The organism is Burkholderia sp. Bp9016 (assembly GCF_003857765.1).
GTDB lineage: Bacteria > Pseudomonadota > Gammaproteobacteria > Burkholderiales > Burkholderiaceae > Burkholderia.
The window spans coordinates 18909-32700 of the sequence record NZ_QTPY01000015.1 but is presented as its reverse complement, the minus strand read 5'-3'; the positions used below and the strand labels follow the sequence as shown (position 1 = coordinate 32700).

The following is a 13792-nucleotide window of genomic DNA, read 5'->3' as shown; positions in this document are numbered from 1 at the left end:
CATGAATGCCCGTCTCCCCGAAGTCTCGTCGGTGCCGGCTCGCATCGCGCTGCTGCGCGGCGCGATGGTCCGCGAGGACCTGGCCGCCTATCTCGTGCCGTCCGCCGATCCTCACCTGTCCGAGTACCTGCCCGAACGCTGGCAGGCACGCCGCTGGCTGTCCGGTTTCACGGGCTCGGTCGGCACGCTGGTCGTGACTGCGGATTTCGCGGGCCTGTGGGTCGACAGCCGTTACTGGGTGCAGGCCGAGGCGCAGCTCGCGGGCACCGGCGTCCAGCTGATGAAGATGATGGGCGGCCAGCAGAGCGCGCCGCACGTCGACTGGCTCGCGCAGAATGTGCCGGCCGGTGCGACGGTCGGCGTCGACGGCGCCGTGCTCGGCGTCGCCGCGGCCCGCGCGCTGACGGCCGCGTTGAGTGCGCGCGGCATCGCGTTGCGTACCGATTGCGATCTGCTCGACGCGATCTGGCCCGAGCGGCCGGGGCTGCCCGGCGACGCCGTGTTCGAGCACGTGGCACCGCAGGCCGATGCGACGCGCGCAACCAAGCTCGCCGAAGTGCGCCGCGCGATGCACGCGCAGGGGGCGCAATGGCATTTCGTGTCGACGCTCGACGATCTCGCATGGCTGTTCAACCTGCGCGGCGCCGACGTCAACTTCAACCCCGTGTTCGTCGCGCACGCGATGATCGGTCCCGATTGCGCGACGCTGTTCGTCGCCGACGGCAAGGTGTCGCCGGCGCTCGCCGCGTCGCTCGCGCAGGACGGCGTCGAGGTCCGTGCATACGACGCGGCTCGCGCGTCGCTCGCGGCGCTGCCCGACGGTGCAACGCTGCTGATCGATCCGCGCCGCGTGACGTTCGGCACGCTCGAGGCAGTGCCGGCCGGTGTGAAGCTGGTCGAGGCCGTGAATCCGTCGACGTTCGCGAAGTCGCGCAAGACATCCGCCGAGATCGAGCACGTGCGCGTGACGATGGAGCACGACGGTGCTGCGCTCGCCGAATTCTTCGCGTGGTTCGAGCAGGCCGTGAACCGCGAGACGATCACCGAGCTGACGATCGACGAGCAACTCACGGCCGCGCGCGCCCGCCGCCCCGGCTATGTATCGCCGAGCTTTGCGACGATCGCCGGCTTCAACGCGAACGGCGCGATGCCGCACTACCGCGCAACGGCCGAGTCGCATGCAACGATCGCCGGCGACGGCCTGCTGCTCGTCGATTCGGGCGGCCAGTACACGACCGGCACGACTGACATCACGCGCGTGGTGCCGGTCGGCACGGTCAGCGACCTGCAGCGCCGCGATTTCACGATCGTGCTGAAGTCGATGATGGCGCTGTCGCGTGCACGGTTTCCGCGCGGCATCCGCTCGCCGATGCTCGACGCGATCGCGCGTGCGCCGATGTGGGCGGCCGGGCTCGACTACGGCCACGGCACCGGGCACGGCGTCGGCTATTTCCTGAACGTGCACGAAGGTCCGCAGGTCATCTCGCACTATGCGCCGGCCGAACCGTACACGGCCATGGAAGAGGGGATGATCACGTCGATCGAGCCGGGCGTGTACCGGCCCGGCAAGTGGGGCATCCGGATCGAGAACCTGGTCGTGAACCGCGCGGGCGGGCAGACCGAGTTCGGCGACTTCCTCGCGTTCGAGACGCTGACGCTGTGCCCGATCGACACGCGCTGCGTGCTGGTCGAGATGCTGCATGAGGAAGAGCGCGCGTGGCTGAACGCGTACCACGCGACGGTGCGCGAGCGCGTCGGCCGGCACGTGAGCGGCGACGCGAAGGCGTGGCTCGACGCACGCACGCAACCGATCTGACGCAACGCGCAATGCGCAACGCCGGCCGGACGACGGCCGGCACTGCTCGGCTACCGGGCGACCGTCGTGTCCGAGATCTGTATACGACGAACGAGCATGCGCATCTGTCGGCCGCGCAGATCGTCGCGCATAGTCACTTCATCTGGGAAAACAACTCGCTGTCGGGCAACGCAGTGACGCCGCGCCCGCTCGCCGACGTGCTTGCCACGGAGTTCGCATGACAATCAAGGCGGTAGTGTTCGATTTCGGTGGCGTGCTGATCGACTGGAGCCCCGAGTACCTGTACCGGCAACTGATTCCGGACGAGGTCGAGCGTCGCTGGTTTCTGACGCACGTTTGCGCGATGGAGTGGGTCGTCCGTCAGGACGGCGGCCAGACGATCGACGAAGGGACGAGCGAACTCGTCGCGAAGTTTCCCGGGCACGAGGCACTGATTCGCGCGTTCTACGCGCGCTGGCACGAGATGATCGGCGGGGTGCTCGACGACGGTGCGGCACTCGTCGAGCGGCTCGACGGGCAGGGGATGCCGCTCTTCGGGTTGACGAACTGGTCCGCGCAGACCTTCCCGTATGCATGGGACAACTTCCCGATCCTGCGGCGCTTCAAGGACATCGTCGTGTCGGGGCGCGTGAAGCTCGTGAAACCCGATCCGGCGATCTATCGCGCGATGCATGCGCGGATCGATCCGTACCTGCCGGGCATCGCGCCGCACGAACTCGTGTTCATCGACGACAACGCGAAGAACGCCGCGGCTGCGACAGCGCTCGGCTGGCACGGCATTCATCACACGAGCGCGGCGACGACCGCGGCGCGGTTGCGCGAACTGGGCGCGCTCGCATAGGGGCGGCCGCTTTCGGCATCCGGCCCGCGTTGTCGCGCGGCCGGATGTCGGGCCCACGCCGCTTAACGGCTGATCGGCTTGTAGCGCAGGCGCTTCGGCTTCGCGGCTTCCTCGCCGAGGCGCGCACGCTTGTCGGCTTCATATTCCTGGTAGTTGCCGTCGAAGAACGTGACCTGCGAATCGCCTTCGAACGCGAGGATATGCGTCGCGATCCGGTCGAGGAACCAGCGATCGTGCGAGATCACCATTACCGAGCCCGCGAATTCGAGCAGCGCATCTTCCAGCGCGCGCAGCGTTTCGACGTCGAGGTCGTTCGACGGTTCGTCGAGCAGCAGCACGTTGCCGCCGGAGATCAGCGTCTTCGCGAGGTGCAGACGGCCGCGTTCGCCGCCGGACAGGTTGCCGACGATCTTCTGCTGGTCGCCGCCCTTGAAGTTGAAGCGGCCGATGTACGCACGCGACGGCGTTTCGTACTTGCCGACCGTCAGCACGTCGGCGCCGCCCGAGATTTCCTCGAACACCGTCTTCGAGCCGTCGAGTGCGTCGCGGCTCTGGTCGACATACGCGAGCTTCACGGTCGGGCCCATCACGACCTCACCCGAATCCGGTTGTTCCTTGCCGGTCAGCATCCGGAACAGCGTCGACTTGCCGGCGCCGTTCGGGCCGATGATGCCGACGATCGCGCCGGCTGGAATCTTCAGGTTCAGGTTGTCGATCAGCAGGCGGTCGCCGAACGCCTTGCTGACGTTCTTGAACTCGATCACCTCATTGCCGAGGCGGTCGCCGACCGGAATGAAGATTTCCTGCGTTTCGTTGCGCTTCTGGTATTCCTGGCTGCTCAGCTCCTCGAAGCGGGCGATGCGCGCCTTCGACTTCGCCTGGCGGCCCTTCGGGTTCTGGCGCACCCACTCCAGTTCCTTCTTGATCGCCTTCTGGCGTGCCGATTCCGACGCTTCTTCCTGCTTCAGGCGCTCTTCCTTCTGGTCGAGCCAGCTGCTGTAGTTGCCCTTCCACGGAATGCCGTGGCCGCGGTCGAGTTCGAGAATCCACTCGGCTGCGTTGTCGAGGAAGTAGCGATCGTGGGTGACGGCGACGACGGTGCCCGGGAAGCGCACCAGGAACTGCTCGAGCCAGTCGACGGATTCGGCGTCGAGGTGGTTGGTCGGTTCGTCGAGCAGCAGCATGTCAGGCTTCTCGAGCAGCAGCTTGCACAGCGCGACGCGGCGCTTTTCGCCTCCCGACAGATGCTCGATCTTCGCGTCCCACGCCGGCAGGCGCAGTGCGTCGGCCGCCACTTCGAGCTGCTGCTCGGGGCTGCCGCCGTCGCTCGATGCGAGGATCGCTTCGTATTTCGCCTGCTCGGCCGCGAGCGCGTCGAAATCGGCGTCCGGTTCCGCATATGCGGCGTAGATCTCTTCGAGCTTCTTGTTGGCCTGGAACAGGTCGCCGAGGCCTTCCTCGACGGCTTCGCGCACCGTCTTCGTCGGGTCGAGCTGCGGCTCCTGCGGCAGGTAGCCGATGTTCAGGTTCGGCATCGGCGTCGCTTCGCCTTCGATGTCCTTGTCGACGCCCGCCATGATGCGGATCAGCGTCGACTTGCCCGAGCCGTTCAGGCCGAGCACGCCGATCTTCGCGCCGGGAAAGAACGATAGCGAGATGTCCTTCAGGATCTGGCGCTTGGGCGGCACGATCTTGCCGACCCGGTTCATCGTGAAAACGTATTGGGCCATTTGGATGTGAAAGTCAGAAATGGTTGAGACTGCCGCGCAGCGCGCGCGGGCGTGGCGGCATCGGGTGATTCGGTACGGAGCGTGCCGCGCAGGGCGCGGCGGTGTCGCCGCGTGCGGCGACGCGAGCGCGTATTGTACTTCGCCGCCGGCTGTCGCTGACACCGCACTGGCCATTCGGCCGACCCGCGTTCACAGCCACGCGGCGACGCCGCCGTGCCCCGAGCAGGTGCCGCGCCGATGGCGGCTGAAGCTGTACGCGCCGTCGCGGCAGCGCGCGCTCGCGCCGTCGGGCGCGCGTCCCGATTTCGAATGGGCCGGCGCATGCACGGTGTCGCCGTCGCGATTGCGGTACGTGTCGTGACGGTCGAGGTCGGCTTCGTTGCCGTAGCCGGGTGATGCGCGGTACGCGTGTGCCGGAGTCGGCAGTGCGGCGCATGCGACGAACAGCGCGGCCGACAGGGTCGCGATGTGCGTTGCGCGGCGCAGCAGGGCAGGCATGGTCTCTCTCCGCATGTTCTTGTCGATCGCGGGCTGGCGGCCCGCGCCGCATGTTAGCCGATCGGCAGCCTGTCGTTGTTGCCGCTACGCCGCGCCCGTCATCGATGCGGCGCCGTCGGCCCGCGCGGCGTCGAGAATCCATCTGCGGAACGCAGCGCCCTTCGTGCGTTCCGCGTGATGTGGCGGATAGACGAGGTAGTAAGCGAAATCGTCGAGCCATGCGATATCGGCAAGCTGCACGAGCCGGCCGCTCGCGAGCTCGTTGCGCACCATCGCCGCCGGCAGCAGCCCGGCGCCCTGGCCGGCGAGGATCGCCTGCAGCAACAGGCCCGAATCGTCGAACGCGGGGCCGCGCGGCGGACCGAAGTCGTCGATCCGCTGCGCGTCGAACCAGATGTGCCAGCCTTTGCGCTCGGCGTCGTGCAGGTGCGGCCAGCCGGTCAGGTCGGCGGGCGTCGCCGGCATGCCCAGCCGCGCGACGAGATCGGGCGCCGCGAGCGCGACGATCTCCACCGTCAGCAGACGTTCGCTGCACAGCCCGAGGTAGCGGCCGAGGCCGTGGCGAATTGCGACGTCGACGCCGTCGCGCGAGAAATCCGCGAGTGCGTGGCTCGTGACGATCTGCAGATCGACGTCCGGGCATGCGTCGCGGAACTGCGCGAGGCGCGGCACGAGCCACGCGGACGCGAAAAACGGCGTGACGCTCACCGTCAGCACGCCGCTGTCGGCGGCGCCCGATACGCGTTGCGAGGCGTCGGCGATCTGCCGGAACGCGTTGCGCACAGGCGGCAGGTAGTCGCGGCCCGCGGCCGTCAGCAGGATGCCGCGGTTCACGCGCTCGAACAGCTCCACGCCGAGATGCGTCTCGAGCGTGCGGATCAGCTGGCTCACCGCGCCGGGCGTGACCGACAACTCCTCGGCCGCGGATTTCACCGACAGATGACGGGCGGCCGCTTCGAATGCACGCAGCGCATTCAGCGGCGGCAAGCGGGAACGTTTCATTAAGTTTTTCTAAATTGAAAGACCGACGAAATATCGTTTGAGACGATGAGCAGGCGCGAGTACCGTTGTTGCAGAAGATCGTATTGCCATGGCGAGGCTTCTCGCAGCCTGTGCGATCAACATAGTTCAACTATATCCACGACGCAAATGGACGCCGCCCGGCGGCCGGTGCGTCACCGACAGGAGCAATGTCATGAACCGCCCGCGCGCATCGCGCGTCTTCTACGGCTGGTATGTGGTGGCAGCCGCGTTCGCCGTCACGTTCGTCGGATTTGGCTGCGCGTACTCGTTCAGTGCGTTCGTCGAGTCGCTGCAGCGGGATTTCGCCGCGTCGCGCGGGCGGATCTCGCTCGTGTTTTCGCTGGCGGGCTTCCTGTATTTCGGTTTCGGCATCGTCAGCGGCCCGCTCGCCGATCGCTTCGGCTCGCGGCGGCTTGCCGTCGTCGGGATGCTGCTGACGGCCGCTGGGCTTGCGGCCGCCGGTGCCGCGCATACGCTGCTGCAGGTCTATGTCGCGTACGGGCTGGGTGTCGGCCTCGGTGTCGGCTGCGCGTACGTGCCGGCCGTCGGCGCGGTGCAACGCTGGTTCGTGCGCCGGCGTGGCTTCGCGTCGGGGCTCGCGGTCGCAGGGATCGGTGTCGGTACGCTCGTGATGCCACCGCTCGCATCCGCGCTGATTGCGCACGTCGGCTGGCGTGGCGCGTATGTCGCGCTGGCCGTGATCGCCGTTGTGGTGGGCGCGGGCATGTCGCTGTTGATCGAGAACGACCCGCGCGGGCGCGGTTTGTCGCCCGATGGCGATGCGGCGCGTGCGCCGGCGGGCGAGGATCGGCGCGGTGCCGCCGCGGCGACCGTGCGCGAGGCCGTCACGTCGCGGCCGTTCGCGAGCCTCTACGCGGCGTGCCTCGTCTGTTCGTTCGGCGTCTTCGTGCCGTTCGTGCACCTCGTGCCGTACGCGCTCGATCACGGCGTCGCGCCGTCCACGGCGGTATTGCTGCTCGGTGCGATCGGCGTGGGCAGCACGGCAGGACGCTTTTTCCTCGGCGGCCTCGCCGATCGCTTCGGTCGTCGCGCATCGCTGCTCGCGATGTTCGCCGGCATGGCCGTCGCCCTTGTCGCATGGGCCGGCGCCGGCACCGTAGCGACGCTTGCCGCGTTCGCCCTTGTATTCGGCGTGTTCTACGGCGGCTGGGTTGCCGTGCTGCCCGCCGTCGTGATGGACTACTTCGGCGGGCGCAACGTCAGCGCGATCATCGGCATTCTCTACACGAGCGTCGCGTTCGGTACGCTGATCGGGCCGGCCGCGGCCGGTTTCATCTACGACGCAGGCGGCGGCTACCTCGTGCCGATCCTTGCGAGCGCCGCCGCGAATGCGATTGCGTTCGCGATCGTTGCCGCCACCGGGCGCGCATCGGTGGCCGCGCGCGCGGCCGGTCGCTAGACGAATCAGGCGCGGCCGTCGGCTAGGCGCTGCCGGTGATTTCCGCTACGGTGGCCGGGACGTCGATCATCGACGCACGGAGGCGCATCGTGACATTCGACGAAGTCCGGCGGATCGTGCTCGCGTGGCGGGGTGTCGAGGAAGGCACGTCGTACGGCACGCCCGCACTCAGGGTGAAGGGCAAGATGCTCGCGCGCCTGCGCGAGGACGGCGACACGCTCGTCGTGAAGGGCGTCGGCCCCGATGAGCGCGCGTGGCTGATCGAATCGGAGCCCGACGTGTATTACATGACCGATCACTATGCAGGCTGGCCGATCGTGCTGGTGCGCCTGTCGGCGGCGCATCCCGACGCCGTGAAAAACCTGCTTCTGCGAGAATGGCGTGCAATCGTGCCGGCCAAGTGGCAGGACGAAGGGGCGGGCGGCGCGAACTGAGTGCGTGGTGCGGCGCGCGCTGCGGGACACGCGAACGTCACTGGTGCTACGCGATCGCGGCGATGCCGGCCGACGGCAATCGGTCGCTCCAGCGGCCCACAATCAGGGGCCAGACTGGACCAGGCGTTGCATCGTTTCGCATCGATGCAACAAGTGGTTCTATCGAAATTCTTCAATTGGTTCTTAGTGAAGAACCGTTTGATGCTTACACTCCTTCGCTTCGAAGGCGGCTGACCGACACAGCCGACGAAAAGGGCGCACGCGATGCGTCGGCGCCCCGTGCGCCGCATCGCACCCGCAGCTTCGCAGACTGCGTCGCGCACCCACCGGAACAGGCTTGATCTGGCTCCATGCCCGTATGCCGCGCACGCGCGGCGGGCAGCCGGATTCGACAACGATAACTCCCCGCGCCGCCTTCAGCGACTACCGGTCGTACCGGAACCGTTTTTTGGAGAGAGACACATGAGTGGAAGCAAGACAGGCCTCGGCACCGGTCTGAAGCAGCGTCACGTGACGATGATGTCGATTGCCGGCGTCATCGGCGCGGGCTTGTTCGTCGGCTCCGGCCATGCGATCGCGGAAGCCGGCCCGGCTTCGATCCTCGCGTATGCGATCGCGGGCGTACTGGTCGTGCTGGTGATGCGCATGCTCGGCGAGATGGCCGTTGCGCATCCGGACAGCGGTTCGTTCTCGACCTATGCCGATCGCGCGATCGGCCACTGGGCCGGCTTCTCGATCGGCTGGCTGTACTGGTGGTTCTGGGTGCTCGTGATCCCAATCGAGGCGACGGCCGCCGCTACCATTCTCAACGCGTGGTTCCCGAGCATCGCGACCTGGATCTTCGCGCTCGGCATCACGCTGCTGCTGACGATCACCAACCTTTTCTCGGTCAAGAACTACGGCGAATTCGAATTCTGGTTCGCGCTGATCAAGGTCGTCGCGATCGTCGTGTTCCTGTGCATCGGCGGAGCGGCGATCGTCGGCATCGTGCCGGCACCGGCCGTGTCGGGCGTGTCGAACCTTTTTGCGCACCACGGCTTCATGCCGAACGGAGCGAGCGCCGTGCTTGCGGCGATGCTGACGACGATGTTCTCGTTCCTCGGCACCGAGATCGTGACAATCGCGGCCGCCGAATCGGATAATCCGCAACGCCAGATCGTGCGCGCGACGAATTCGGTCATCTGGCGTATCACGCTGTTCTATCTCGGCTCGATTCTGGTCGTTGCGGCCATCGTGCCGTGGAACGATCCGCTGCTGCCGCAGCACGGCTCGTATCAGCGCGCGATGGAGCTGATCGGCATTCCGAACGCGAAGGCGATCATCGACGTGATCGTGCTCGTGTCGGTCGCGAGCTGCCTGAATTCGGCGCTGTACACCGCGTCGCGGATGCTGTTCTCGCTGTCCAAGCGCAAGGACGCGCCGGCCTTCCTGCATCGCACCGATGCGACCGGCACGCCGCGTGCGGCCGTGCTGGCATCGACCGCATTCGGTTTCCTGACCGTGATCGCGAACTACCTGATGCCGGAGCAGGTGTTCGGCTTCCTGCTGGCGACGTCGGGTGCGATTGCGCTGCTCGTGTATCTCGTGATCGCGATCTCGCAGTTGCGGATGCGCAAGACGCTCGAATCGAGCGGCGCGGACCTGACGCTGCGGATGTGGCTGTTCCCGTGGCTCACGTGGGCTGTAATCCTGTTCATCTGCGGCACGCTGACCGTGATGTTCGTCAGCGAGGAGCACCGGATGGAAGTCGGTGCGACGGCCGTGCTCGCGCTGATCGTGCTGTTTGCTTCGTGGCTGAACAAACGCGGCCGCGACGCGCAAGCGGGTGCGGGGCGGGGGGTGTCGGCGATGTAACGACGACGTGACGGAGCGGCGGCTGCTCTGAGCGTTCGCTGCCGGTCGGCGCGGGGGTTCCCGCCGTGAAATGGCCCGATCGGCATGTGCCGGTCGGGCCATTTGTCTTTCGCGAGTAAGCAGATGTGCTTGCCCCTGGCGATGCAGGCCGTTCCGCAACATGGTGTGTCATCGACATCTGGACTTACAAAAATCGAACTCGTCTGATTTCATCGGCACGGCAACGGCAACTTCATACATTGTTTGCTTCGACAACCGAAGTGAATGATGAAGTCGACTCGCGATTAGCGGTCGTGCCGGGAGGGTGACCGATGGCGAATGAGAGCATGCGCTTGAGTGAAGCGGGCTGGTCCGCGCTGCGTTCGGCGAATCAGAGCGATGATGCTGGCGTGGTGTTCACACATGGGTCAGCTCGTCTGGATTCAGCCGCGAGACGAGAACGGGCGTTTCCTGGCACCCGTCCGTTCGAACGGCCTTGCCAATCGGCATCGGCTCGAATCGGCGCCGTTTCAGCCACAACAGAGGGCGCAGTGGGACGGGCCATGATCGGTTTGTTCGTGCTGGTGTCGACGAATGCATTTGCCGGTCCGGCGCCAGCCGACAATTTTAAAGCCAGGCGGTAGTTCCGCTGGCCCGCTTGATCCCTTGCTCCACTTGGTACCTCTTCGCTTCGGCGAAAAAGTGTCAACCTATTTCAGGACGGGTTAGCGGAATGAAAAAAGACCCGCTACTTCAGCGGGCCTTTCCTGGGTGCGGCGACACTGCGAGAAGCAGTGTCTGTCGATGCATCAGACGTTGAACAGGAAGTTCATCACATCCCCGTCGTGCACGACGTATTCCTTCCCTTCGGCGCGCATCTTGCCGGCTTCCTTCGCACCCTGTTCGCCCTTGTACGTGACGAAGTCGTCGAACGCGATCGTCTGCGCGCGAATGAAGCCGCGCTCGAAGTCGGTGTGGATCACGCCTGCCGCTTGCGGTGCGGTGTCGCCGATATGGATCGTCCACGCGCGCACTTCCTTCACGCCGGCGGTGAAGTAGGTTTGCAGGCCGAGCAGCTTGAAGCCCGCGCGGATCACGCGGTCGAGGCCCGGCTCTTCCATGCCCATGTCGGCGAGGAATGCTTCCTTGTCGGCATCGTCGAGATCGGCGATTTCCGCTTCGATGGCCGCGCATACCGCGACGACCGGCGAATTCTCGCTTTCCGCGTACTTGCGCACCACGTCGAGGTGCGGGTTGTTCTCGAAGCCGTCATCCTTCACGTTCGCGACGTACATCGCCGGCTTCGCGGTGATCAGGCAGAACGGCTTGAGCAGCGCCTGCTCGTCGTCCGACAGATCGAGGCCGCGCACGGCCTTGCCCTGGTCGAGGTGCGCGCGCACCCTCTCGAGCACCGCGGCGAGCTTCACCGCTTCCTTGTCGTTGCCCGACTTCGCAGCCTTCGAGTAGCGCGTGAGCGCCTTCTCGACGGTGCCGAGGTCGGCGAGCGCGAGTTCGGTGTTGATCACTTCGATGTCGTCGATCGGGCTGACCTTGCCGGCGACGTGGATGACGTTGTCGTCCTCGAAGCAGCGCACGACGTGCGTGATCGCATCGGTTTCACGGATGTTCGCGAGGAACTGGTTGCCGAGGCCTTCACCCTTGCTCGCGCCCGCGACGAGGCCCGCGATGTCGACGAATTCGACGACGGCCGGCACGACGCGCTCGGGCTTCACGATTTCGGACAGCGCCTTCAGGCGCGTGTCGGGCACCTCGACGATGCCGACGTTCGGCTCGATCGTGCAGAACGGGTAGTTCTCGGCGGCGATGCCGGCCTTGGTCAGCGCATTGAACAGGGTGGACTTGCCGACGTTGGGCAAGCCGACGATGCCGCATTTGAGGCTCATGGAATCCTTCGAACGGGTGAGGCGGCGCGGCCGGACAATGCACGGCGGCGCGGGAAAATAGGGACGGCCGGCGCTTGGGGCGCGGCGAGCCGACGTTCAGAGGCGCTATTGTACCGTGCCGGCGCACCGGTTTCCGGGCTCGACCCGAACGGCCGATGCGACGGGCCGCCGCGCTGCCGGCCGCGCCCGCGATTCTGCTGATTTCCCGCAAAGTCCGGCCGCGTAAGGGATTGGCCCCGCAGCTATAATGCCCGCCATGACTGCCCACCCTATCTTCGACGTCGCCGTGGTCGGCGGCGGGCTCGTCGGCAAGACAGCCGCGCTCGCGCTGACCCAGTCCGGCTACAAGACCGCGTTGCTGGCACAGCCGGCCGCGCCGCGCCCCGCCGATCTCGCGTTCGACACGCGCATCTATGCCCTGTCGTCCAGCTCGCAGGCATTGCTGGAGCGGCTGCGGGTCTGGCAGGCGCTGGACCACGGCCGGCTTGCGCCGGTGTACGACATGCGCGTGTACGGCGATGCGCACGCGGAACTGCATTTCTCCGCGTACCAGGCGTCCGTGCCGCAACTCGCGTGGATTGCCGAATCGTCGCTGATCGAGGCGTCCCTCGATGCCGCGCTGCGGTTCCAGCCGAATCTCACGTGGTTCGATGCGCGTGCGCAAGGCTTCGACGTGCGCAACGACGCGGCCGTGCTCACGCTGTCGTCGGGGCAGGTGCTCGAAGCGGACCTCGTGGTCGGCGCGGACGGTGCCCATTCGTGGGTGCGTTCCCAAATGGGGGCCAAGATCGAGCGGCGCGATTACCGGCAGACGGGCATCGTCGCGAACTTCAAGGCGTCGCTGCCGCACCGCGAGACGGCCTGCCAGTGGTTTCATGAAGGCGAGATCATTGCGCTGTTGCCGTTGCCGGACGGCCATGTGTCGCTCGTGTGGTCCGCGCACACCGCGCACGCGGATGAACTGCTCGCGCTCGATCCCGCGCAACTCGCTGCCGAAGTCGAGCGCGTGTCGCACGGCCAGGTCGGCACGCTCGAATGCGTGACGCCGGCCGCCGGCTTCCCGCTCGCGCTGCAGACCGTCGACAAGCTGATCGCCCCGCGCGTCGCGCTCGTCGGCGATGCCGCGCACCTGATCCACCCGCTCGCCGGGCAAGGGATGAACCTCGGGCTGCGGGACGTCGCGGCGCTCGCCGATGCGATCGCAAACAAGGAAAGCTTCCGCAACCTCGGCGATACCGTGCTGCTGCGCCGCTACGAGCGTTCGCGCCGCGAGGACATCCGCGCGCTGATGGTCGCGACCGACGGGCTGCAGCGGCTGTTCGCGGTGCCGGGTTCGTTCGCGAAGGCGGTGCGCAACGCGGGCATGGCGTTCGTCGGCGCGCAACCGCTCGTGAAGCGCTGGCTCGTGTCGGCCGCGCTCGGTTGAGCGAACCTTCACGCACGGTGCCGGTCGGACAGGGTTCCGTTACGGCGTACACTGTGCCGTGCACTCCGATTGAGCTGAAGGAACGACTGGATGAAAAAAACTATCCGCATCGCGTCGCTGGCGCTGGCCGTCACGATGGCGACGCTTGGCTGCACCGCGCAGGCCGACCAAACCACCGACAAGCTGAAAGCGACGCTGCAAGCGCGTCTGGGCAGCGACGCACCGGTCAAGAGCGTGTCGAAATCGCCGGTCGCGGGGCTGTACGAAGTGAACCTCGGCTCGCAGATCATCTATAGCGATGCAGCCGGCGACTACGTGCTGCTCGGCGATCTCGTCGACACCAGGACGCACAAGAACCTGACCGACGCGCGCCTGTCCGATCTCAACAGGATCGACTTCACGAGCCTGCCGTTCGCGAACGCGATCAAGGTCGTCAAGGGCAATGGCGCGCGCAAGATCGCGGTGTTCTCCGATCCGAACTGCCCGTACTGCAAGCGGCTCGAGACGACGCTGCAGTCGATCGACAACGTGACCGTCTACACGTTCCTGTACCCGGTGCTGTCGCCGGATTCGACCTTGAAGTCGAAGGCGATCTGGTGCGCGACCGATCGCGCGAAAACCTGGCAGAGCTGGATGCTCGACCATCGCACGCCGTCCGGTGCCGGCAACTGCGATACCAGCGCGCTCGACAAGAATCTCGCGCTCGGCCGCGGGATGAACGTCACGGGCACGCCGACGATTTTCTTGCCCGACGGCCGCCGCCTGCCGGGCGCGGTGTCGGCCGAGCAGCTCAACCAGGCGCTCGCGTCGAGCAAGTAACCGACCGACAAGCCGGGCCGCATGGTCTGGCCAGCGAGGGGCGCCCGC

The 13792-nt window shown here is 66.5% G+C and carries 11 protein-coding genes and 1 pseudogene; 8 read left to right on the top strand and 4 right to left on the bottom strand.

Going from position 1 to position 13792, the window contains the following annotated elements:
- Position 1 precedes the first annotated feature (1 nt).
- From DIE13_RS19175 to DIE13_RS19165, 3 genes and pseudogenes are all read left to right on the top strand, one after another.
- Positions 2-1816 (top strand): aminopeptidase P family protein, encoded by a 1815-nt coding sequence (locus DIE13_RS19175; RefSeq protein ID WP_124828610.1) that lies wholly within the window; start codon positions 2-4, stop codon positions 1814-1816.
- A gap of 12 nt (positions 1817-1828) precedes the next feature.
- Positions 1829-2037: pseudogene (locus DIE13_RS19170) on the top strand (cysteine hydrolase); the annotation flags it as partial.
- Positions 2034-2657, top strand: a complete 624-nt coding sequence (locus DIE13_RS19165; RefSeq protein ID WP_124828609.1) for an HAD family hydrolase — start codon at positions 2034-2036, stop codon at positions 2655-2657. The pseudogene DIE13_RS19170 and the gene DIE13_RS19165, both read left to right, overlap by 4 nt.
- Before the next feature lie 62 nt (positions 2658-2719).
- Here DIE13_RS19165 and ettA read toward each other — a convergent pair whose 3' ends face one another.
- The 3 genes from ettA to gcvA all read right to left on the bottom strand — a co-directional run bounded on the left by ettA (position 2720) and on the right by gcvA (position 5887).
- Complete coding sequence (gene ettA, locus DIE13_RS19160; RefSeq protein WP_059236395.1) at positions 2720-4387, bottom strand: energy-dependent translational throttle protein EttA; 1668 nt, start codon at positions 4385-4387, stop codon at positions 2720-2722.
- A gap of 189 nt (positions 4388-4576) precedes the next feature.
- Positions 4577-4885 (bottom strand): DUF3761 domain-containing protein, encoded by a 309-nt coding sequence (locus DIE13_RS19155; RefSeq protein ID WP_124828608.1) that lies wholly within the window; start codon positions 4883-4885, stop codon positions 4577-4579.
- Between the two features lie 84 nt (positions 4886-4969).
- On the bottom strand, positions 4970-5887 hold the full coding sequence (gene gcvA, locus DIE13_RS19150) for a transcriptional regulator GcvA (RefSeq protein WP_124828607.1): 918 nt from the start codon (positions 5885-5887) through the stop codon (positions 4970-4972).
- Positions 5888-6080: 193 nt separating this feature from the next.
- Between gcvA and DIE13_RS19145 the strand changes: the two genes are divergently transcribed.
- The 3 genes from DIE13_RS19145 to gabP all read left to right on the top strand — a co-directional run bounded on the left by DIE13_RS19145 (position 6081) and on the right by gabP (position 9616).
- A complete protein-coding gene (locus DIE13_RS19145; protein WP_124828606.1) occupies positions 6081-7328 on the top strand; it encodes an MFS transporter in 1248 nt (415 codons plus the stop codon).
- An 89-nt stretch (positions 7329-7417) separates the two neighbouring features.
- Entirely contained in the window at positions 7418-7762 is a 345-nt protein-coding gene (locus DIE13_RS19140; RefSeq protein WP_124828605.1) for an MmcQ/YjbR family DNA-binding protein, read from the top strand.
- A 462-nt stretch (positions 7763-8224) separates the two neighbouring features.
- A complete protein-coding gene (gabP, locus tag DIE13_RS19135; protein ID WP_124828604.1) occupies positions 8225-9616 on the top strand; it encodes a GABA permease in 1392 nt (463 codons plus the stop codon).
- 788 nt (positions 9617-10404) lie between these two features.
- Here the strand turns inward: gabP and ychF are convergent.
- Positions 10405-11499 carry a redox-regulated ATPase YchF gene (gene ychF, locus DIE13_RS19125; RefSeq protein ID WP_124828603.1) on the bottom strand — a complete coding sequence of 365 codons (1095 nt, stop codon included), beginning with the start codon at positions 11497-11499 and terminating at the stop codon, positions 10405-10407.
- A 247-nt stretch (positions 11500-11746) separates the two neighbouring features.
- Here ychF and DIE13_RS19120 point away from each other — a divergent pair, with 247 nt between their 5' ends.
- Entirely contained in the window at positions 11747-12925 is a 1179-nt protein-coding gene (locus tag DIE13_RS19120; protein WP_124828602.1) for a UbiH/UbiF family hydroxylase, read from the top strand.
- A gap of 90 nt (positions 12926-13015) precedes the next feature.
- The gene (locus DIE13_RS19115) at positions 13016-13744 is read left to right on the top strand and encodes a DsbC family protein (RefSeq protein ID WP_124828601.1); all 729 of its coding nucleotides are present in this window, start codon (positions 13016-13018) and stop codon (positions 13742-13744) included.
- Positions 13745-13792: the final 48 nt, after the last annotated feature.